At 58.9% G+C, this 21948-nt stretch carries 21 protein-coding genes; 7 read left to right on the top strand and 14 right to left on the bottom strand.

Annotated elements, in window-relative coordinates; all coding sequences use genetic code 11:
• Nucleotides 1–29 precede the first annotated feature (29 nt).
• The 9 genes from gatB to NT179_03085 form a co-directional block, all read right to left on the bottom strand.
• The gene (gene gatB / locus NT179_03125; protein ID MCX5721007.1) at nucleotides 30–1463 is read right to left on the bottom strand and encodes an Asp-tRNA(Asn)/Glu-tRNA(Gln) amidotransferase subunit GatB; all 1434 of its coding nucleotides are present in this window, start codon (nucleotides 1461–1463) and stop codon (nucleotides 30–32) included.
• A gap of 3 nt (nucleotides 1464–1466) precedes the next feature.
• Nucleotides 1467–1751: a YtxH domain-containing protein gene (locus NT179_03120; protein ID MCX5721006.1), complete on the bottom strand. Its 285-nt coding sequence runs from the start codon at nucleotides 1749–1751 to the stop codon at nucleotides 1467–1469.
• A gap of 25 nt (nucleotides 1752–1776) precedes the next feature.
• Nucleotides 1777–2184 (bottom strand): DUF948 domain-containing protein, encoded by a 408-nt coding sequence (locus NT179_03115; GenBank protein ID MCX5721005.1) that lies wholly within the window; start codon nucleotides 2182–2184, stop codon nucleotides 1777–1779.
• 115 nt (nucleotides 2185–2299) lie between these two features.
• Nucleotides 2300–3766, bottom strand: a complete 1467-nt coding sequence (gatA, locus tag NT179_03110; protein ID MCX5721004.1) for an Asp-tRNA(Asn)/Glu-tRNA(Gln) amidotransferase subunit GatA — start codon at nucleotides 3764–3766, stop codon at nucleotides 2300–2302.
• A complete protein-coding gene (locus tag NT179_03105) occupies nucleotides 3766–4131 on the bottom strand; it encodes an aspartate 1-decarboxylase (GenBank protein MCX5721003.1) in 366 nt (121 codons plus the stop codon). The genes gatA and NT179_03105 overlap by 1 nt, the downstream gene beginning before the upstream one ends.
• 19 nt (nucleotides 4132–4150) lie before the next feature.
• Complete coding sequence (gene gatC, locus NT179_03100) at nucleotides 4151–4453, bottom strand: Asp-tRNA(Asn)/Glu-tRNA(Gln) amidotransferase subunit GatC (protein ID MCX5721002.1); 303 nt, start codon at nucleotides 4451–4453, stop codon at nucleotides 4151–4153.
• Between the two features lie 46 nt (nucleotides 4454–4499).
• Nucleotides 4500–6329, bottom strand: a complete 1830-nt coding sequence (gene glmS, locus NT179_03095) for a glutamine--fructose-6-phosphate transaminase (isomerizing) (protein ID MCX5721001.1) — start codon at nucleotides 6327–6329, stop codon at nucleotides 4500–4502.
• 9 nt (nucleotides 6330–6338) lie between these two features.
• Nucleotides 6339–7886, bottom strand: a complete 1548-nt coding sequence (glmU, locus tag NT179_03090) for a bifunctional UDP-N-acetylglucosamine diphosphorylase/glucosamine-1-phosphate N-acetyltransferase GlmU (GenBank protein MCX5721000.1) — start codon at nucleotides 7884–7886, stop codon at nucleotides 6339–6341.
• On the bottom strand, nucleotides 7883–8584 hold the full coding sequence (locus tag NT179_03085; protein MCX5720999.1) for a DUF502 domain-containing protein: 702 nt from the start codon (nucleotides 8582–8584) through the stop codon (nucleotides 7883–7885). The genes glmU and NT179_03085 overlap by 4 nt, the downstream gene beginning before the upstream one ends.
• 99 nt (nucleotides 8585–8683) lie before the next feature.
• Between NT179_03085 and tmk the strand changes: the two genes are divergently transcribed.
• The 5 genes from tmk to NT179_03060 all read left to right on the top strand — a co-directional run bounded on the left by tmk (nucleotide 8684) and on the right by NT179_03060 (nucleotide 14659).
• Complete coding sequence (gene tmk, locus NT179_03080; protein ID MCX5720998.1) at nucleotides 8684–9361, top strand: dTMP kinase; 678 nt, start codon at nucleotides 8684–8686, stop codon at nucleotides 9359–9361.
• Between the two features lies 1 nt (nucleotide 9362).
• Nucleotides 9363–10391, top strand: a complete 1029-nt coding sequence (gene holB, locus NT179_03075) for a DNA polymerase III subunit delta' (GenBank protein MCX5720997.1) — start codon at nucleotides 9363–9365, stop codon at nucleotides 10389–10391.
• Nucleotides 10392–10615: 224 nt separating this feature from the next.
• Nucleotides 10616–12619 (top strand): methionine--tRNA ligase, encoded by a 2004-nt coding sequence (metG, locus tag NT179_03070; protein MCX5720996.1) that lies wholly within the window; start codon nucleotides 10616–10618, stop codon nucleotides 12617–12619.
• A gap of 81 nt (nucleotides 12620–12700) precedes the next feature.
• Nucleotides 12701–13645, top strand: coding sequence for a cation diffusion facilitator family transporter (locus NT179_03065; GenBank protein ID MCX5720995.1), 945 nt, complete (start codon nucleotides 12701–12703; stop codon nucleotides 13643–13645).
• A 57-nt stretch (nucleotides 13646–13702) separates the two neighbouring features.
• Entirely contained in the window at nucleotides 13703–14659 is a 957-nt protein-coding gene (locus NT179_03060; protein ID MCX5720994.1) for a GTP-binding protein, read from the top strand.
• A 165-nt stretch (nucleotides 14660–14824) separates the two neighbouring features.
• On the opposite strand, the gene NT179_03055 is transcribed toward NT179_03060, so the two are convergent.
• The 4 genes from NT179_03055 to NT179_03040 all read right to left on the bottom strand — a co-directional run bounded on the left by NT179_03055 (nucleotide 14825) and on the right by NT179_03040 (nucleotide 18747).
• A complete protein-coding gene (locus NT179_03055) occupies nucleotides 14825–15355 on the bottom strand; it encodes a phosphatase PAP2 family protein (protein MCX5720993.1) in 531 nt (176 codons plus the stop codon).
• Nucleotides 15356–15366: 11 nt separating this feature from the next.
• Entirely contained in the window at nucleotides 15367–15795 is a 429-nt protein-coding gene (locus NT179_03050; protein ID MCX5720992.1) for an energy transducer TonB, read from the bottom strand.
• A gap of 108 nt (nucleotides 15796–15903) precedes the next feature.
• Nucleotides 15904–18264, bottom strand: a complete 2361-nt coding sequence (locus NT179_03045) for a TonB-dependent receptor (GenBank protein MCX5720991.1) — start codon at nucleotides 18262–18264, stop codon at nucleotides 15904–15906.
• A gap of 159 nt (nucleotides 18265–18423) precedes the next feature.
• On the bottom strand, nucleotides 18424–18747 hold the full coding sequence (locus NT179_03040; GenBank protein MCX5720990.1) for a hypothetical protein: 324 nt from the start codon (nucleotides 18745–18747) through the stop codon (nucleotides 18424–18426).
• Nucleotides 18748–19012: 265 nt separating this feature from the next.
• Between NT179_03040 and NT179_03035 the strand changes: the two genes are divergently transcribed.
• The gene (locus tag NT179_03035; protein MCX5720989.1) at nucleotides 19013–20071 is read left to right on the top strand and encodes a 3-deoxy-7-phosphoheptulonate synthase; all 1059 of its coding nucleotides are present in this window, start codon (nucleotides 19013–19015) and stop codon (nucleotides 20069–20071) included.
• A 245-nt stretch (nucleotides 20072–20316) separates the two neighbouring features.
• On the top strand, nucleotides 20317–21096 hold the full coding sequence (locus NT179_03030) for a TatD family hydrolase (GenBank protein MCX5720988.1): 780 nt from the start codon (nucleotides 20317–20319) through the stop codon (nucleotides 21094–21096).
• On the opposite strand, the gene NT179_03025 is transcribed toward NT179_03030, so the two are convergent.
• A complete protein-coding gene (locus tag NT179_03025) occupies nucleotides 21083–21616 on the bottom strand; it encodes an NYN domain-containing protein (protein MCX5720987.1) in 534 nt (177 codons plus the stop codon). The two genes, NT179_03030 and NT179_03025, sit on opposite strands and share 14 nt — an antisense overlap.
• Nucleotides 21617–21948 lie beyond the last annotated feature (332 nt).

Raw genomic sequence — 21948 nt, 5'->3', positions numbered from 1 at the left:
TTGCGCGAGCAGTCGAAGGCACCTCTGCCTCATCCCGCCAACTTCTTCTTTAGTAACTCGTTCACCTTCCCGGGATTTGCCTTGCCACCGGACGACTTCATCACCTGCCCGACCAGGAATCCCAGCACTTGCTGCTTACCCTCTTTGAACTGTGCCACCTGCGACGGATTCTTCGCCAGCACGTCAATAATGATCTGATCGAGTGCCCCTTCGTCGGAGACTTGCACGAGGCCCTTCTCCTGAACGATCTGCTCCGGCGTCTTTCCGCTGCTATAGATTTCCGGAAAAATCTCGCGCGCAACCTTCAAACTGATCGTCCCCTGCTCGACCAACTGCAACAGACTCACCAGCCGTTCCGGAGAAACCGGCGAGACGCTCGTATCGGTTCCTGAATTATTCAACTCCCTGGTGAGTTCGCCCATCACCCAATTGCTTACCGTCTTGGGCTGATTGAACAGTTTCACCGCCGTCTCGAAATAATCGGCCACAGCCTTCGACGCAGTCAACACGCCGGCATCGTACTCGGACAGAGCAAACTCGCGGACGAATCGCTGGAGCCTGGCGGCCGGCAATTCTGTCACCTGTTTGCGGCAGCCCTCGATCCATTCCCTATCGAGCTTGAGCGGCACCAGATCGGGATCGGGGAAGTAGCGATAGTCGTGCGCCTCTTCCTTAGAGCGCATCACCGCCGTCTCGCCGCGATCGAGGTTCCAGAGCCTGGTCTCCTGATTGATCTTCCCGCCCTCGCTCAAGACCTTGGTCTGGCGCTTGATCTCATACTCGATGGCATCTTTGACGAACTTGAACGAATTGATATTTTTCAGTTCGACCTTGGTGCCGAATTCCTTCTGGCCCACCGGACGGAGCGAGAGGTTCGGCTCGCAACGAAAGCTCCCCTCATCCATGTTGCCGTCGCAGACTTCCAGATACATAAGCACATCGCGAAGGCCCTTCAAGTAGGCTACGACTTCATCGGCCGACCGCAAATCAGGCTCCGTCACGATTTCCAGCAGCGGCGTGCCGGCCCGATTCAAATCAACACGGCTCCCATTGGCGCCGGCCACGTGGACGCTCTTCCCCGCATCTTCCTCCAGATGGGCGCGCCGGATACGAACACGCCGGGGCTTGCCGTCAGCCGGGGCAATCTCAATCCAACCATGTTCGCAGATCGGCTCTTCGTATTGCGAAATCTGATAGCCCTTGGGCAGATCCGGATAGAAGTAGTTCTTGCGCGCAAAGAGATTGTTCGCCGCGATGGTGCAATTCAACGCCAAGCCAGCCCGCACCGCCATCTCGACCGCCGCCCGATTGATCACCGGCAACGTGCCGGGAAGTCCCAGGCAGAGTGGGCAAGTCTGGCTATTGGCCGTCAGCCCGAATTGCGTCCCGCATCCGCAAAACAGCTTGGACTTGGTCCGCAGCTGCGCATGCACTTCCACGCCGATGACGACTTCGTACGTCATCATTTAGCTGCGTTCCTCTCCACGCAATCGGTCCCGCTCACGACGCATCGCCTCACGCCCGACGTCGAACGCCTCGCGCAGGACCGCCTTCTTCGAGTCCACAAATTCCTTCCCCTCTTCCACGACCTCTTCCACCGCGTCGCCCGCGCGGCTTGCCAGATCCCGCAAATTGTCTTCTGCGCGACGGGCATAGCCCCGCAACTGCTCACGCGACTCGCGTCCGGTCTGTGGCGCCAGCAACAGGGCCGCCACTGCACCGATTGCCGCACCGCCCAGAAATGCCAACATGACTGTTGCTGCTGAAGAACCTCGATCATCCGCCATTGTGATGCCCTCCTTCTTCGCGAAACCGCTCCTTCATGACTTGGGTTGCGGCTTTGAATCCTGCCACCACGCTCGCCACATTGTTCACGAACGATCCGCTCGTCCCCCTCACGACGTCGTGCACATGCTGAACCGACTCTCCCACTTCCCCGACCGCATGCAAAAGGACGGCAGCATGTTCGACTCCCCCGCGGGCCTGCTCCGTCAGGTCGTTGAGGTTGTGACTCATAGCCCGAAGCTCGCCGATCAACGGCGGCAAATCCTGATTCATGGTGGCGAACAACTGTTCGGACTCCGCCACGGTCTTGCGAATCTGAATCAGCACCGGCACGAGATAGCCCACCAACACCGCAAATGCAACCGCCACCAGCAGCACAGCCATTTCAACAATTGTCATAGAACCTCCGTAAGAGGTGAAACGTGAGACGTAAAACGTAAAACGTGGAAAAACCGGACCACCGCCTCTGTCTCAGCCCTATTTTTCACGTTTCACCTTTTACCTTTCACTACTTCTACCGAATCACCGGCCTCTTCGTCCGCCATTGCGTGCTCTGTTCATAGGCATAGGCCGCCCGCAAGAGCGTGTCCTCTTCGAAGGGACGCCCGATCAGCTGCAACCCGATAGGCAAGCCTGTCTGACTAAAGCCGCAGGGCAGCGAAATCGCCGGCACCCCGGCGAGGTTCACCGAAATGGTGAAAATGTCTGACAAATACATCTGCAGCGGATCCTCGCTCTTCGCGCCGAACTTGAATGCCGGCGTGGGCGTCACAGGCGTCACGATGAGATCGACCTCGTGAAAGGCCGCATCGAAATCCTGGCGGATCAAGGTGCGCACCGCCTGCGCCTTACCATAATAGGCATCGTAATAACCGGCGCTGAGCACATAGGTCCCCAACATGATCCGGCGCTTCACTTCTGGCCCGAACCCTTCCTGCCTAGTCTTCATATAGAGATCGAGCAGGTCCTTGGTCTCTTTGGCGCGGAGCCCGAACTTCACGCCATCGTAGCGGGCCAGATTCGAGCTGGCCTCTGCCGTCGCGATCACGTAGTACGTCGCCACGGCCGCATCCGTCCGGGGCAACTGAATTTCCTTGATCGTCCCTCCAAGCGCTTTCAGCTCCTCGATCGCCGCCCGCACCGCCTGCTCCACGTCTGGGTCCAGCCCCTCAGCAAAGAACTCGGCCGGCACCCCGACCTTCAGCTTCTTGAGATCTTTCTTTTTTAAAGCCTTCATGTAGTCCGGCACCGGGACATCGGCCGAAGTCGAATCCAACGGATCGTGACCGGCAATGGCGCCGAGGAAAAACGCCGCGTCCGTCACATCCTTCGTGATCGGTCCGATTTGATCGAGCGAGGAAGCGAACGCAATCAACCCATATCGGGAGACCCGCCCATAGGTCGGCTTGAGCCCGACTACCCCGCAAAATGCCGCAGGCTGACGGATCGACCCGCCTGTATCGGATCCCAAGGCCGCCGCACATTCGTCCGCCGCCACAGCAGCGGCAGAGCCTCCGCTGGACCCTCCCGGCACACAATGCAGGTTCCAGGGATTGCGGCTCGGCCCAAAGGCAGAGTTCTCGGTCGAGGAGCCCATCGCGAATTCATCAAGGTTGGTCTTCCCGAGAAGCAAATATCCCTGTTCACGCAACTTTCGAATCACGGTCGCATCGTAGGGCGGCACAAAGTTGCCGAGCATCCGGGAGGCGCAGGTCGTGGTCACGCCTTCGGTGCAGATATTATCTTTGATCGCCAGGGGCATGCCCATCATCGGCGCCGTCTTCCGCCAGCCTTTCAGGGACGCATCGAGTGCGCTCGCCTGCGCCGCCACCGAGTCTTTGGCCTGCGTGATGTAGGCCTTCACCTTGGACTCCACCTGACCGATCCGCAGCCCGTAGGCGCGCACGATCTCCGTGGCCGTGACTTCCCCGGCGGTGAATTTCTTATGGAGCTCATAGAGCGTGAGTTTATGAATCGACATCAGCGTTTCGTCTTCCCTGGCACCATCTGGTTCTTCTCATTGACCTGGATGATCTTGGGCGCATGCCGGGTGATTTCTTCTTCCGAATAATACTCGTAACAGAAAATGATGATCTGATCGCGCACCGCGCCCTTCCGCGCCGTCGGCCCATTGAGGATGATTTCGCCCGCGCCGCGCTTGCCCGCCATCGCATAGGTCATGAACCGCTCGCCGTTATTCAGATTGGAACAGACAATCGCCTCATAGGGCAAAATCCCCGCTGCTTCCATCAGATTCTCATCGATCGTGAGGCTGCCTTCATAATCGAGGCAGGACTCCGTGACCGTGGCCCGATGAATTTTCGACCGCAACATTTGCCTGAACATTCAAACCTCGCTTGCTTGCTTAAAGGGGTTGGCGATCTTCAATAATTTTTGGCACTACAAAGAACCCGTCGGCCGACTCCGGCGCATTGGCCACCGCTCGATCGACAGATAGAGACGGCCGCGCCTCATCGGGGCGGAACACATTGGCCTGCCCCAACACCGTGGCCGTCGGCTCAACGCCAGTGGTATCGTACTGTTTCAGCGTTTCCACATGCGTGAGGATCTGGCTCAGCTGCTTGGCAAAGGCCGCCTTCTCACTCTCCGTCAACTCCAGCCGCGCCAGCTTCGCGACCTTCTCCACTTCCTGTTTGGTAATTTCCACGCGTCTCATTCCCCTCTATTCTTCAAGGATCTTCAAACAAGGATGCTCATTCAACCGTCACACTTTTGGCCAAGTTCCGAGGCTGATCCACATCCGCCCCTCGCAACACTGCGACATGATAGGCTAAAAGCTGCAAGGGAATCGTAAACAAAATCGGCGACAACAGGGGATGGGTGTCGGGAATCGTGAAGACCGCATCGGCGATCTTTCCCAGCTCCCGTTCGCCTTCCGCCACCAACGCAATGACCGGCGCATGCCGGGCCTTCACTTCCATCAGATTGCTCACGGTCTTTTCATACAACCGGTCTTTCGGCGCCAACACAACGACTGGCATGTCCTTGTCGATGAGCGCGATCGGGCCATGCTTCATCTCTCCCGCCGCATAACCTTCGGCATGGATATAGGACACTTCTTTCAGCTTCAAGGCTCCTTCGAGCGCGATCGGATAGTTGATGCCGCGCCCGAGGAACAAAAAATTTCGCTTCTTGTGATAGCGCTTGGCAATCGCCACGATCTCCGCCTCCCGACCGAGCACCTGCTCGACCAATACAGGAAGCCGGACAAGGCGATCAAGCCAGGCCTTGCCGTCCGCAACCGCCAGGGTTCCGCGCACGCGGCCTAAATGCAGCGCCAACATGTAGAGCGCCGTGAGTTGCGCGGTGAAGGCCTTGGTCGAGGCGACGCCGATCTCCGGCCCGCAATGGGTATAGAGCACTCCGTCCGATTCGCGGGCCAGAGTGCTGCCCACCACGTTCACGATCGACACGACCCGCGCTCCCTTTTCCTTCGCCTCACGCGCTGCGGCCAGCGTGTCCGCCGTCTCGCCGGACTGCGAGATCGTGATAAAGAGATCGTCTTTCTCGACCAGCGGATCGCGATAACGGAATTCGCTGGCGATATCCACCTGCACCGGCGTACGGACCATCTCCTCCAGCAGATACTTCCCCACCAGCCCCGCGTGCCACGACGTGCCGCAAGCCACGATCCAAATCCGGCCGACTGCGGCAAACTCTTTTGGCGTCAAGCCGATATCTGGCAGATCCGCCTCGCCGGTATCATAGGAATAGCGCCCGCGCATCGTATCGAGGATCGTCTGCGGCTGCTCGTGAATTTCCTTCAGCATGAAATGCGGAAAGCCGCCCTTTTCCGCCGCGGAGGCATCCCAGGTGATCTTCGTCAATTTCCGTTTCACCGGGCGTCCCTCGATGTCAATGAGATGGATATCCGCCGCGGTCACAACCGCCAAATCCCCCTCTTCGAGATACGTCACATCACGGGTATGGGCCAGCATCGCCATGACGTCGGAGGCGACGAAGGAGGCTGTGGCCGTGGTGCCCACGACCAGCGGGCAGCCCGCGCGCGCCGCGATCATCGTCCCCGGTTCCCGCTCCGAAATGACGGCAAGCGCATAACTCCCTCGTACGTCCTTCGTCGCAGCTCGCACTGCCTCAGCCAGCTTCACGCCAGGCTGGAAATATTTGTCGATCAGGTGCGCGACCACTTCCGTATCCGTTTCCGAGTGAAACTTGTACCCCTCGTTCTCCAATTGCTGTTTCAACGGCTGATAGTTTTCGATGATGCCGTTATGCACGAGTACACAACCCTTCGAGCGGTGCGGATGGGCATTTTGCTCCGAGGGCTTCCCGTGCGTCGCCCAACGTGTGTGGCCGATCCCCACGGTGCCGCTCAGCTCTTTTTCCTTAAGCGACTTCTGAAGATTGGCGAGCTTACCGACGCTGCGCCGGACTTCAATCTTCTCGCCCTGCAGCACCGCGACGCCGGCCGAGTCATATCCTCGATACTCCAGCTTGGCCAGGCCACCGATGAGAATCGGCACCGCCTCCTGATCTCCCACATATCCGACGATTCCACACATACGAGCTACCTATTTCCGCTTCTTGGGTTGGCTTGCCGCGGGCTTCTTCGCCGCCTTGGCCGGTACTGCCGTCACCAAGGCTCGGCGGCGCGCCGCCCATCCAGCACGATTCACTTGCACCACCCGCCCGATCGCCAGCGCATGAGCCGGCACATCCTCCGTGACCGTGGTGCCGGCTGCAATGACGGCTCCTTCCCCCACCGTCACCGGCGCGACCAGCTGAATATCGCTCCCGAGAAAAACTCCGTCGCCAATGACCGTCTGAAACTTCCGCGACCCGTCGTAGTTACAGGTGATGGTGCCGGCGCCGACGTTCACCCCTTTCCCGATCTTCGCATCCCCCAGGTAACTCAGATGGTTCGCCTGCGACCCTTCACCCAAGTCAGTCTTCTTCATCTCGACAAAGTTCCCAACCTTCGCCTTCTTCCGCACCACCACGCCTGGCCGCAGATGCACGAAGGGGCCCAATCGCGCGCCGTCCTCGATCTGCGAGCCGGCAAACAGGCAATGGTCCAGAATCTCGACCCCGTTGCCAATAGTACAATCCGTCAGTCGCGTATGGGAACGTAGCAGGCAATCTTCCCCGATGACCGTCGCCCCTTCGAGCGTCACGTTGGGATAGAGCACCGTGTCTTTCCCGATCGTGACGGTCGCGTCGATCCAGGTCGAGGCAGGATCGATCATCGTCACCCCCGCATCCAGCCACCGGTCCCGGATCTGCCATCGCACCACCTGCTCCGCCTCGGCGAGCTGCCGCCTGGTATTGACGCCCAGTCCTTCATCGGGATCGTCGAGCACGACCGCTGCGATACGCCGTCCGGCGCGTTCCGCGAGCCGGACGATATCCGTCAAATAATATTCCCCTTGGGCATTGCTGGGGTCGAGCTTTTCCAGCGCGCTGAAAAGAAACTCCCCGTCGACCACATAGGTGCCCACGTTGATTTCATGGATCGATCGCTCCGTATCATTGGCATCACGATCCTCGACGATGCGAACGACGCTCCGTTCGGCTGAAGGAGCACGGACAACCCGCCCATAGCCGCTCGCGTCGTCCAGCTCCGCGGTCAGAAGAGTCACGGTCGCGCGCTCCGCTTCATGCACGCGCAGGAGTTCACGCACGGTCTCTTCCCGGAGCAGCGGCGTATCGCCGTTCAGAATCAAATAGCTGGAGGGAGCGCCCCGCTTGCCCACCCCGAACACCGGACGGCTCTGCAACACCGCATGGCCCGTGCCCAATTGCTTCCGTTGCTCGACGATCGACACTCGCGCGCCGCTCTTGCCAGACACAGCCCGATCGATCGCCTGGCGAACCAGCTCTGCCTGATGGCCGACCACGACCGCCACAGGCTCTCCGGCGATGCGCAATCCGAGTCCGACCGAATAGAGCACCATCGCCTGGCCCGCCACAGGATGCAGCACCTTCGCCTGCTTTGAATGCATCCGCTTTCCCAAGCCCGCAGCCATCACGACGACCGCCAGGCCGGCAATCCGTCCCTGCCGGTCTGCCCCGGCCGGCTTCTTCACCGTTGTGGCTTCAGTCGCGCGTGAGCGGCTCATCCGATCGGCACTCCCGATTCAGGCTGCTTGACCATGCTCTGCTTCGTCGCGGCCATCACGGCCGAGGACAGGGACGTGGAGGGCGAACAGAGCCCGCCTGAGACGATGAGCTTCATCGCCTCTTCTACGCTCATATCGATAGCGGCAACTTCATGTTCCGGCACCAGGAGGAAATAGCCGGACGTCGGATTCGGCGACGTCGGCACATAGACATGGATCAAAGGCTCCTGCGCGAGATCTTGCATCTCTCCTTTGGTCGCGCCGGTCACGAAGGCGAAACAATAGTTGCCGCTCTTGGGAAACTGAATCAGCACGACGCGGTTATAGGACGGATGGTCGGAAAAGGACAAAATGTCCATCATGGACTTCAAGGTCGAGTAGATCCCCCGCACGAGCGGCACACGGTTCAACCAGTCCTCCCACCACTTCACGATTTGTTTGCCCATGAAGTTCGTGGCAAAAAGCCCGGTCACCAGCACCAACAGAATCAACGAAAGAATCCCCAATCCCGGCACATAATGACTCGGCACCAACCGGACCAGGAGGTCTCCCAAAATCCCATCCACCGCCACGAAAAGGGTCTTCAAAATGAGGACGGTTCCCCACAGGGGGATAATCACCAGCAGGCCTGTCAGAAAGTAGCGTTTTAGCGAGGTTTTCAGCATAAATGAGAGCCGCCGGAAGTAGGCCGTCATCATACAGAGAATGATGACGGCCTCGCAAGCCTTTTCTTGCTATTTTCAACAACTTGGAATACCATCCCGCCCGTTTTCTTCACCGGTGAGAGAACCAGCTCAATGGGCACAAAAAAGCGACAGACTCGCGGTCTCTTCATTACCCTGGAGGGAGTCGAGGGCAGCGGGAAAAGCACCCAGATCAGCCACCTCGCCAAGGTGCTGACCAAGGCAGGCTATCGCGTACTCCAAACGAGAGAACCGGGCGGCACCGCGACAGCCGAAGCAATCCGCCATATTCTCCTCACTGCCTCGTCAAAAGAACCGGTCACACCGCAAGCGGAGGCCCTGCTGATTCTGGCCGCGAGAAGCCAGCACGTCACGCATCTCATCGAACCGGCATTACGGAACGGCACCGTCGTGCTCTGCGACCGGTTTTCCGATTCCACCCTGGCCTACCAAGGATTCGCGCGGGGTCTTGATCTGCAATGGCTTCGGAAAGCCAACGACGTCGCAACAGACGGACTGGCGCCGAACCTCACCCTCGTCCTCGACCTCCCCATTTCAGTGGGCTTGGCCAGGAGGCGAGCCGATCGTGGCCAGCAGAATCGGCTGGACCGGGAGGCAGAACGTTTCCATCGAAAAGTACGCCGGGGGTTTCTGGCTCTCGCGGCAGAAGAACCGGGCCGCATGAAGATCGTGGATGCGAATCGCCCCGCGCAAGAAGTCCGGGACGAGCTCACAGAGATCGTGCTAGGCTGGATAGCGAAACCGCGTCGATCGTCACGCTGCCGGAGCTAACATGCCCTTTCGCGACTGCATCGGCCATCAGCAATCCATTACGCTCTTACAAGCTGCCGTCGCCCATGAGCAATTGGCTCACGCCTACCTGTTCCATGGCGAGGAGGCGATCGGGAAACGATTGACGGCGATTCGTTTCGCGCAAGCGCTCAGCTGCGAACGGCCGCCAGAAACAGAAGGCCTCGACAGTTGCGGCATCTGCCGCTCCTGCCAACAAATCGAAGCCCGCACCCATCCGGACTTTTTCGTCATCGAACCGGATCCGGAACAGGCCACCCAGCAAATCAAGATCGAACAGGTCCGCGAGATCGAGCACCAGATCATGTATCGTCCGCTCATCGGCGAGCGGAAAATCTGCCTGATTAACGACGCAGACCGCATGACGATCGGCGCGGCCAACGCCTTGCTGAAAACATTGGAAGAGCCGCCCGGACACAGTCTCTTCCTCCTGATCTCCAGCCGCCCCGCGGCCCTCCCTGCGACCATCCGGTCGCGCTGTCAGGCCCTACGCTTCACGACCCCGGCCCGCACCCAGGTGGAGGCCGCGCTCATCCTGAAGCGAGAAATCCCCCCGGCAGACGCGCGATTCCTCGCCATCATCAGCGAGGGCCGTATCGGAGAAGCCCTCACGTCCGACGTGAAAGACACGCGCGCGCGCCAGCAAGAACTCGTGGACTTGGTCCGGCCCCAATCCTTGCAATCGATCGGATCCATCCTGTCTTCGGCGGAAGCAATTGCCAAGGCAGACCGGGCCCAGGACATCCTCGCCTGGCTAACTCGTTGGATCCGCGACCTCGTCTTGATCCAGGTCGGAGGAGATCGCGACCAGATACTCAACCTCGACGATCTCAGCACACTGGAAGCCTACGCGCAGCAGGCCGATACCGATGCATTGCTGGGCCTGCTCCGCGAAATCGAACTGACCGAGCAGCGAGCCACGCGCCATCTCAATCTCCAGATGGCCCTGGAAATGATCCTGCTCCGCCTGCGCGACGCGCTCACCCTGTCGTCCGCCCCTCTGCCAGCCTAGGAACCTATCCGGCATTGGCCGTTCTACTGCGTCGGATAATGCACGGGCATCTGCCTTGTTCTCGGCCCCGAAAAACCCTCAACGTATTCCTCGAATACGCCTCCGGTTTTTCGGAACCTGCGGTCGCGCATCTACCCGCGCCTTCTCCGCCTCGTAACGAACAGCAATGCCGGACAGGCTCCTAGCTTTCGCCGTTTATTACCTGCTATCTTTTGTCACGCCCCATGAGTAATCCCAACAGCTTCTACATCACGACGCCGATCTATTACGTGAACGACGTGCCCCATATCGGGCATGCCTATACCACCGTGGCGGCCGACGTCCTGGCCCGCTACTGGCGCTTGCGGGGGCGCGACGTCTTTTTCCTCACAGGGCTCGACGAGCATGGGCAAAAGGTTCAGCAGGCCGCCGCCAAAGCCGGCATCGACCCGCAAGCCCATTGCGACAAGCTCGCGCCCCAGTTTCAGGAACTCTGGAAACGACTGAACATCTCGCACGACGCCTTCATCAGGACGACCGATGCCCCGCACAAGTCAGTCGTCCAGCGATATCTTCAAGAGCTCTTCGATGCGGGCTTGATTTACAAAGCCGATTACACTGGCTGGTACTGCACCTTCGACGAACGGTTCTGGACCGAGAAGGATGTCACAGGCGGCCTCTGCCCCGACTGCAAACGCCCGGTAGAGCAGCTCAGCGAACACAACTACTTTTTCAAGATGGGGCAGTATCAGGAACGCCTGATCGACCACATCAAACAACATCCTGACTTCATCCGCCCAGAATCCCGGCGCAATGAAGTCCTTGGATTTCTGACGACGCAAACCCTCGGCGACCTCTCGATCTCCCGGCCTAAATCAAGACTCTCCTGGGGCATTGAACTCCCCTTCGACAAAGACTGCGTGACCTACGTCTGGTTCGACGCGCTGGTGAACTATGTCTCAGCCTTGGAATATCTCCCGAAGAAGCCCTCCTTCGATCAGTTCTGGCCTGCCTCGGTCCATCTGGTCGGGAAAGATATTCTGACGACCCACGCAGTCTACTGGTCCACGATGCTCATGGCCCTGAACCTGCCGCTGCCGAAAACGATCTTCGCTCACGGCTGGTGGACCGTCGACGGGGAAAAGATGTCGAAGAGCCGCGGCAATGTCGTGGACCCGCACAAGATGATCGAGACCATCGGCGCCGATGCGTTCCGGCATTTCTTGTTTCGGGAAGTCCCGTTCGGACAGGACGGAGACTTTTCGCAATCCACCATGGTCACCATCATCAACAGCGACTTGGCCAACGGGGTCGGCAATCTGTTGAGCCGCACATTGACCATGATCGAGCGGTTCGCCATCGGCACGATTCCCGCGCCTGGCACTCCGGCCCTTCCGGAGCTGGAAGACAGGATCGCCGCAACCGCGACCAGCCTGCCGGAAAAAATCGAGCATGGATTCCGTGCGCTCGCCTTCCGGGAAAATCTCCAGGCCATTTGGGAACTGATCGGCCTCTGCGACGAATACATCGACAAGGCTGCGCCCTGGCAACTGGCCAAGAATCCGGAGAACCACCCGCGCCTCAATACAGTCCTGCATACAGCCTCAAGGGCGCTGCGCTTAATCTCTGTCCTCCTCTATCCCTACATGCCCCAGACGGCCGGGCAGCTAGCCCAGCAACTCGGCCTCTCGTTCGACTTTTCAAAACCGCTACCGCAGACAGCCTACGAATGGGACGCGCCGTTTCCCGAGACAAAGATTTGCAAAGGCCCCGGCCTGTTCCCCCGCATCGAAACAAAACCACAAGGAGCGAAGACCGTGAGCGACGCAACCATTCCCCCGCAACCGACAGCAGCGATCCCCACGCCGGCCATTCCCGCCCCGCAACCAGCAGCCGCTGCTGCTGCGCCAGCCGCGCCGGCCCAGATCACTATCGACGACTTCATGAAGATTCAGCTCAAGACCGCGAAGGTCATCAGCGCGGAGCGGGTGCCGAAGTCGGAAAAGCTCCTCAAACTGCAAGTCAGTCTTGGCGAGGGAGGGGAACAACGGCAGATCGTCGCAGGCATCGGCAAGAAATACGAGCCGGAGGCCCTGATCGGCAAGATGATCATCATTGTCGCGAACCTGAAGCCGGCGAAACTCATGGGCGTCGAATCGCAAGGCATGGTCCTGGCCGCAGGGGACAGCGAAGTGCGCGGTCTTGCCACCATCCTCGAAGAAGTGGACCCAGGCACCAAGGTAAAGTAACCCTGGCGGTGGCCACAGCCAGGCGGCTGCCCCTCCCCTGAAGGCTTGCTGAGACGCAACGGCCGTGCGAAACTATCATCAATGTCTACTCCGGCCTCCTACGAACATCTCCGCTCCCGGCTGACGCTCGCCCTGGCGCTGAACGCCGCGATCATCGTCGCTGAGTTCATCGGCGGATGGATCCTCAACAGCATCGGACTCATGAGCGACGCGGGCCATAACCTCGTCGACCAGGGTTCGCTCTTTCTGGCCCTCTATGCCCATCTCCTCACGGCCAGGCCTGCCACAGAAGCCAGAACGTTCGGCTATCACAGGGCCGGCATCATTGCGGCATTTCTGAATTCGTTTATCCTGTTGCTCACGGCCATTGGCATCACAGTCGTGGGAATCAATCGGCTGCTGCAACCAGTCCCGGTGGACGGAGCCTGGGTCATGGCGATCGCGGCGCTCAGCTTCGCAGCCAATCTCAGCATTGCATTGCTCTTGCAGCATGGAGCCAAGGACGATCTCAATATCCGCAGCGCCTTCTGGCACATGCTGGGCGACGCCTGGGTGTCGCTGGGAGTCGTGATCAGCGGCGCCGCCATCCTCTTCGCCGGATGGACCATTTTCGATCCGCTCATCAGCTTGCTGGTCGTCGTGGCCATTGCCAAAGGAGCCTGGCCGCTATTCAGAGAATCACTGGAGGTCTTGCTGGAATCGACGCCGTCCCATATCAGCGCCACGCATGTGGCAACCACGATCGAAGCTATTCCCGGCGTCAAGAACGTCCACGACCTCCATATCTGGGCCGTGGAACCACGGTTGATCATGCTGACCTGCCATATCCTCGTCGATGGAGACGATTCGGCCATGACCAATGGCCTGCTCCAGACCATCCGAACCAAGGTCAGCGCCGAGTTCGGCATCAAGCACCTGACGATTCAGATGGGCACTGCCTGCTGCCAGCCGAACGAGATCCACTGCGATCTCACCACGCTGGCCAAGCACCACCGGGATGAAGGGCTCGTACACGTGCACCACTGATCGATCTCTTATCGTGCAGCAGCCTATTCGTCTCGTTCACAATTCATACGTGAGACCATGACCACAAGCCCGATTCCTTTTTACATTCTCTGCGGCTCCCTCGGCGCAGGCAAAACCACCCTCCTCATGAGGCTCCTTGAACATTGGAAGAGCCAGGGCAAGCGAGCCGGCGTCTTGATGAACGAAGCAGGCGAGGTCAGCATCGACGGTCCCCGCGCCGGCACCATCGCAGAACAGGTCATGAACCTCGCGGGCGGCTGCGTCTGCTGCGATACGAAAGAAGACCTGTCCTGGGGCATCGCCCAACTGGTGCGGGACTATGAGTCGGATGTCATCATCCTCGAATGTTCCGGCATGGCAGACCCAGCCGAAGTCATCGATGCCGTCACCGATCTCTACACCGCACAGCTCGCACGGCTGGATAAAGTCATCGCCTTGCTGCATCCGATCCCGACCGACCGGGAGAGCATGGCTGGCTTCGTGACGACACAGGCGATTCGCTGCGCTGACGAGTTGATCCTCAATAAAAAAGATCTCTACGTCGCAGGCCATTGGGAGGGATTCAAGGACTCGATCACCAAGCAGAATCCCTATGCCAGGGTCTGGGAAACCAGCCAGGCCAGGGTCGATCCCTTCTCACTGCTCGAACCGATCACCCGCATTGCCCCGCCCCCAGCGATCAATGTGGAATTCGGCGTGCCTCGCTCGCCCGCAACGAACAAGCGAGCCTCCTACCACCCGATTGCCACAACGGTGTTGCTGCCAGGCCCCTTGAACTTTGAGCGATTCCTGCGCTGGATGAAGACCCTGCCCCCTGAGCTTGAACGGGCAAAGGGCTTCTTCCGCTTCGCCAAGGGACCGGAGCTGCAAGAATTTCAATATGCCCCGCCAGGCAATGCGACCATCACGCCGATCACCCTGCTCGACGAACCGAGGCACGCGATCGTCTTGATTGGACGAGGCTACGACCAGGAACGGTGCCAAGCAGAATTATTGAACTGTCTGGAGAAGTAGCAGGCTGAGTGGAAACTCTCTGCGCATGGCAGAGTTTCTTCAGGATGCTCAAAAAGTCCGTCCAGCAAGGCCGCAGGCGAGTCGAAACCGGAGGCGTACCCTCAGGGGTACGTTGAGGATTTCGATGAGCCGAGAACGAAGCTGGCGGGCTTTTTCAGCATCCTGCTAGGAGCGGAAACGGGAGTAGCGCAACAATAACCAAGCCGATCCAGCTCCGAGCAATCCACCGATCATCCAGCCCCCCAGCACATCCGTGACATAGTGAGCCCCGATATAGACACGCGATAGCCCGATCAGTCCGACCAACGGCCAACTCACCCATCCAGATCGCGGATAGAGCACATGAAGAAACGCCGCAGCGGTCGCAGTATTGATCGCGTGGTTCGATGGAAATCCAAACGTCTTGCCGCAGCCTTCAATCTGGTGGATATCAGGAAGTGCCATGCAAGGCCGCGGCCGAGCCACAAGATCCTTGATCCTCGCCCCGAGAAAATCCAACAAGCCGATGGAAGCAGCCAACACTGGAGCTGCCATCACCGCTTCCCGCCAAGACAACCAGATCCAATAACCGGTCATGAGTATGCAAGGAGCCCACAAGAGGCCCGGGTCTGAGAAATTGAGCGCCCATTGGTCCAGCCATGCCGACTGTCCGGCAAAACCGTTGATAGCGCGAAAGAGCGATTCGTCGATGTTCATATCAGCGTTTCTTAGCGAGTGCGAAAATGGATCCGTACGGTGAGCTCCCCATCAATCGGCTCATCACCTTTCAACTGAGGATCGAAGGTCCATTTACTCAGAGCGGCCATGCCTGCGATGGTCAGTTCACGGTGCCTCGCCGGCTCCAAGACCACGACGGTCACAGCCGCACCCTTGGAAACCAACATACGCACCTTCATCCAATCGTCGAGCTCTCGTCCATCCAGCGACGAGGGAATGGCAGGCCAGGGCGTCGCTTTAGGGACAGGACCTACTTGCTGGTCTTTGTTGAGCGGCAGGCCATGGACATGGACCTCGGGCAACTCCAGCACATCTTCATGGTGATCGTCCGCATGAGTAGCCTCGTCACCAGCCACCGCATAGGCAAAGGCAGGCCAGGCCAACACCACTGCAATAGATATCGCGAAAAATAATCTCATCACCGCGCATCCTACCCTATTGATTGCGGATGCTCAAACGGGCCAGCAACAAGGCCGCAAGGAGCCCGGCGACTGAGAACGATGCTGGCGACCTTGTTCGGCATCCGATCAGAAAAACCACTGGCCCCGGAAGAAGAACGACCTCGGCATCCCGGCATGCGACACTCCCAGGCCGATACTGCCCTCACCTTGATTGATGAGATACTTTTGATCCAGCAGATTGATGACGTCAAAGCCCAAGAGAAACTTCTGATTGTCCCAGGGCAAGGGGATGACGTGAGTGAGGGAGAGGTTATAAATCGTATAGGAGGGGCTGTGGGTCGAATTGGTCTTGGCCCCCTCTTCTGCCGCACGCAGCCCGGACGCGTAGAGCATCTGTCCAGAAAGAGTCGTCCGCTCCTTGAACCGATAGGCCACTAGGCTGGAACTCGTGAGCGTCTGCGAGTGATCGCAGAACACTCCGCCGGTGGAGTTGATATCGTTGATCGTCTTTTGATCCAGAAGAACGTGACCCGATTGAAGACCATAGCCCTTACATTGCCCCCAAGCCATGCTCCCCCTCGCAGTCAGATCCTCCCGCAACTGCAGCTTTAGCGCTGCATCGATACCGCGCTGCCAGCCCCGCTCAAAAGCAAAGTAGTTCAAGAGGGGGGTCGTGCCGAACTGGCCCGCGTCAGACAAAAAATGCGAGAGCTTGTAGTAGCCGGTCAATTGCAGGGTCGCCCAGCGTGAAAGAGCATGGTCGCTCCCAGCCTCGAAATAATGAGCCCGCTCGGCCCTGACGATATTGTTCATCGTATTTTCCGGCGCCGCCTTCGTGCCGGCCGTATTGAGCTTCGCAAAGGAAATCGCTTCGAGATTCGGCGGCGTAAACTGCCGTCCGTAGAAGACGTGAAACACATTGGACTGATCGGCCTTGTACGCCACCCCAACCCGTGGGCTGAGCTGCCCCTCATGGCGCTGATACTGCACTGCGTCGCCCCTCACGCCGAGGTTGAACGTCCAACGATCGTTCGGACTCCACTGATCCTGCACCCAGAATTCTTGACGCCAGCCGATCAGACGGTTGTCGGCGTTCCGCTCCAACATCGTTCCCGTCGGATTGCCCACCCCGTCGTCTGCAAAAGTGAACAGTCGCGTCTTGTTCACCGTCTGAGTCCGATCGACCTGAAATCCGGCCTTGACCACATGCTCCTTGGATGGAACATAGGTGTGGTCGAACCGGGCTCCGCTCGAATTGGCGCTCCGATCCTGGCTCCCGGCGGAAAATTGCGCGGTCGGATCTGCCGTATAGGCAAGCAGGTTGAATGGGTCCGTCTTGAACGTGGCCCTCGTCTGGCGAACATAGCCGGAGAGGTTGAAGAAATTACTGCTGTTCACATCGTGCCGCCAGACCATGTGGCCATACTGGTTATTCTCTTGTTGGTTCTCGTCGATGGCCTGGGACGCCACCGGCGTGAATCCCGGCCTGCTCGCCCGGAGCAGCGGCAGCATCTGCCCGCTGGGATCGAGCGCCCGGCCTGGCATGGTCGGAATCTGATACTTCGCGACGGAATTCAAGAACACCCAGGAAAAGTTGTTCGCATTGTCGTGCTGATAGTCGCCGCGCATGAACGTCTGGTTCCGCTCGCTTTGCCCGTGAAAGATCGAATGGCCCAGCGTCGGAGGCTCGATGCCGCGATTCGTCGAGGTATAACTATTCAAGACGTAGAACCGGAACTTCTCGCCGACCGTGCCGCCATATTCGAACGAGGGACTGGCCGTCTGATTCGACCCGCCGAACATTTGCGCCGACCCGAAGCCAGGCTTGGTACCGCTCTTGGTCGTAATGTCCAGCACCGCAGCCGTCTTATTTCCATACTGGGCTTCCATACCGCCCAGAATAATATCCGCCCGTTCCCAGGCCCGCGGCGAGATCACATCGGAGAAGGTAGACGACACGGTATCGGGAATCGGCACCCCGTCGATCCGCAACTGGAGATTGGCATGGTCCTGCCGGATATGGACTTGTTTGAGCGAGCCATAGGAAGCGCTTGGAATCGTGAGCAACACGTCCTGCAACTCCACATTGTTGCCGCGCGGCAATTCTTCGATGTCTTTGCGGCTGACCGCATAGGTCTCACTCGACAGCTTGTCGTGAATCGGAGCCAGGGACGACCGTACTTCGAGGGCGATCTCTCTGGTCTTGGAGAGGGTCAAAACAACGGGACCGGGCGGCTCGGTCCCGATCTTCATCACGACGTATTCGCTTCGATAGCTATCCTGTCTGGCGCTGACGGAATAGGTTCCATCGGCAGGAACGGAAATCCTGAACTCCCCCGCCTCATTCGAGAGGCCGGTCGCGACCAAAGCTCCCTCTTGATCCTTCACCTCGACAAGCACCTGCCCCACTCGGCGGAGGTCCTGACTCTGGACCGATCCGGCAATGAGGGTAGACTCGGCTGCAAGAACCTGCGCATGAGCGAGCAAGCTCCAGCACAGGCAAAAATAGATAGAACGAAATAGGAAACGACAGCAACTAGGTCCCATGAAACCCTCTACCGATCACGCAGTAAAAAAACGCCAGCACCCATCGAGGATGGCCACACGGCAACAATCCCACGTATGGAGCAAGCCGAAGTGACGTGATTAGCCGAGGGGAGGAGCGCGGGAAGGGCCGGGAGTGGAGAGTTCGAAGGAGAGCAGGACTGAGTCAGCCGGAAGCTCTAATAGATTGACGAGTTCGCAGGCGGTCAGGAGAGGAGCCCCGACATCGAGAGAGCCAGCCGTATGGTGTTGCACCCACTGGCAGAGGTCAGTGTCGGAATGTTCGTGCCCATCATGGTCAGCCGCGGCTAACTCATGATGCACATCCTGCGCGGCCGCAAAGGGAGCGATCGTCAGCAGTAAGAGAATCAGGCCCAGGGAGGCCAAGACTCGAAGACTGACAGAGTGAGTAAACCATCGCTTCATACCCAATTGAACTACCATACCCTTGAGAAACCCGTCAAACGGAAGGGCTCCTTCCACCAACGATTTCAGCCACAAAAGGCAGGAGACGCCAGGCAGACAGAGCCCCTCATTCCCGCACATTATTGATGTCCTGCGGCCGCCAGGCCCCCTTCCGAATTACTCAAATCCCTTAGCTATTGAAGGTCTTACGAGCTCCGTCCATAGATTTCGACTGAGAGCTCTGGTATACTTTGCACTCATTATTTCTTTGCAAAAAGGCTGCGCGATGAATCAACCGCTCGATAACCAACATATCCTTGAAATCAAACCGCTGCCCTCGCCGCGGACGATCAAGTCAAAACTGCCGATTACCGACCAAGCCGCCACCCTGGTCATCGAAACCAGAGAGGCCATTCGCCGCATCCTGCACGGGCAAGACCGTGAGCGCCTGCTCGTCATCGTCGGGCCCTGTTCAATCCATGATCCTGAGGCCGCCTATGAGTATGCCGACCGATTGAAACCGGTGACCGATGCGTTGCGCGACCGATTACTGATCGTCATGCGAACCTACTTTGAAAAGCCCCGCACCACGGTTGGCTGGAAGGGCCTCATCAACGATCCACACCTAGACGGCACCTGCGATATTGGAACAGGCCTGGAACTGGCCCGGACGATCCTGCTCAACATCAATAAACGCGGGATCCCCTGCGCAGCGGAAGCCTTGGACCCGGTGTCGCCTCAATATATAGCCGATCTCTGGAGCTGGGTCGCCATCGGCGCCCGCACCACCGAGAGCCAGCCGCACCGGGAAATGGCTAGCGGCCTGTCGATGCCGGTCGGATTCAAGAACGGCACAGGGGGCGATCTTCTCGTAGCCTGGAACGCGATGGTGGCCGCGAAGCAGCCGCATCATTTTCTGGGCATCAATGCCGACGGGCTCACCTCGATCATCAAGACCACGGGCAACCCGGACCGCCATATCGTGCTTCGAGGCGGCGGAGGCAAAACCAATTACGAAGCCGAACATGTGGCCCGCGCGGAAGCGGTCGTGGCAGGCGACGGCATCGCCCGTCCCATCATGATCGACTGTTCGCACGACAATTCGAGCAAGGACCACCGGCGCCAAAGCCTCGTCGCCAGAGATGTCCTCAAACAGTTCCGCGAAGGCCGCCAGTCCATCATGGGCCTGATGCTCGAAAGCAACCTCAATCCCGGCAAACAAACCTGGCAGCAGGGCAAAACACTGGCCCACGGCGTTTCCATCACCGATGCCTGCCTCGGCTGGGAGGAGACCGAATCGCTCCTCAACGAACTGGCCGACACGATCGTGACCAAGCCCGCGTAGCACCACTTCGGTCTTCAGCCGATCCCCCACTAGCAGGTTGCGGAAAAACTCGGTGTGCACGAAACATATGCGAGAATATTTCGTACAGTATTAAAGCCGCAATAACCACAGGATGCTCAAAAAGGCTGTCCAGCAAGGCCGCAGGCGAATCGAAACCGGAGGCGTACCCTCAGGGGTACGTTGAGGATTTCGATGAGCCGAGAACGAAGCTGGCGGCCTTTTTCAGCATCCTGATAAAGACCCGCATGCTCATCGACACCCATACCCATCTGGACGATGCCCGCTACAATGAGGACCGTGAGGCCATGATTGCCCGCGCCAGGGAAGCAGGCGTCGAGGCCTTCGTGACCATCGGCTGCGATCTGGCCACCAGCCAAGCAGCGGCGGCGCTAGCGGCACAACATCCCTTCGTCTATGCCTCCATCGGCGTCCACCCCCATGAAGTGAAACATATCCTCGATGGCTGGTACGACGAGCTCCGCCGTCTGGCGCAGAACAAAAAAGTCGTCGCCTATGGAGAGATCGGCCTCGACTACCACTACAACCACTCATCGCCCCAAGAACAGCGCGAGCGATTCCGCGAGCAGATCCAGCTCGCACGCGAGCTGTGCCTTCCCGTGATCATTCACACGCGAGAGGCCCAAGAGGATACGATTGCGATTCTAAAAGAGGAGCGCGCGACGGAAATCGGCGGGGTATTTCACTGTTTCTCAGGGGATGCCTGGCTGGCGAAAGAAGCGCTGGACCTGGGATTCTATCTCTCCTTCTCCGGCATTCTCACCTTTCAGAGCGCGGCGACGCTCCGGGACATCGCCAAGACCGCTCCGCTGGACCGGCTCCTGATCGAAACCGACTGCCCCTACCTCACGCCCATCCCTCACAGAGGCAAACGAAACGAACCGGCCTACGTGGCCCTCGTCGCGCAGAAGCTGGCGGAGCTTCACGCCGAGACGCCAGGCATGTCGATCGAAACCATCGGCCGCATCACGACCGAGAACGCGAAACGCCTGTTCAAAATCGTTTGAGCTGCCGGCTGCGCTGACGCTGCGCCTTGGGCAGTTTCCGAGGATTTCCACGCTTCTCTGGCCCCCGTTTCGGTCGAAGATCCTCTCCCGTATCCAGTTCTTTATGTAGCAATACGCCGGTCTGGGCCGACGCCCCCTGTAGCTTTCCGGAAAACTCCTGCGCCTTCATCACGAAGGCGCCCTGCGCCCTAGCAAAGTCGACGATCTCCCGATCGGAACTCACCACCGCGCAGTCGGACCCATATTCGGCAGCCAGACGCTGGATCACCTGATCGGCCTTTTCTCCCCGCCGGGAAAAGATCACCTCAAGACCGAGCCGATGTTCACGCCGCTCCGTGCCCCAGCCCTGCTGCCATCCATCGAAGACCACGGTGATGGCATGGGACTTTCTCTGACGGTAGGCAGCCAGATCGCGTAGCAGGGCTTCGCGCGCCTGCTCGGAATGCAGGCTCACCCCGCCGCCGATCCGACTCGTCTGAGCCAGGAGATTGTACCCATCAACGATCAAATGGAGTGCCATGGCCGAAGACCTGTCGAAGAAAGATTCTGGCAAACAAGGATTTGGAAAGTCCGCACAGGTGCCACCACATAAGCATCGTCCCGCAGGATGCTCAAACAGTTCGTCCAGCAAGGCCGCAGCGAGTGAATGCCCGAGGCGTACCCCTGGGGTACGTTGAGGGTCTGAACGATGCGAGAACGAAGCTGGCGGACTGTTTCAGCATCCTGCAAGAGACCCTACTGCTCGTATCGCCCTCTGTCAATCGGCCCCGCAGAGGTTCGTACCTCCAATCCCCTTGACAATGGGGCATACATCTGAGAAAAAACTCTATATCCCATTACAGGCAGTCAACA

The organism is Nitrospirota bacterium, assembly GCA_026387665.1.
Lineage (GTDB): Bacteria > Nitrospirota > Nitrospiria > Nitrospirales > Nitrospiraceae > Palsa-1315.
Note: the sequence above shows the minus strand (reverse complement) of the source record. Positions and strands in the feature narration are given on the sequence as shown.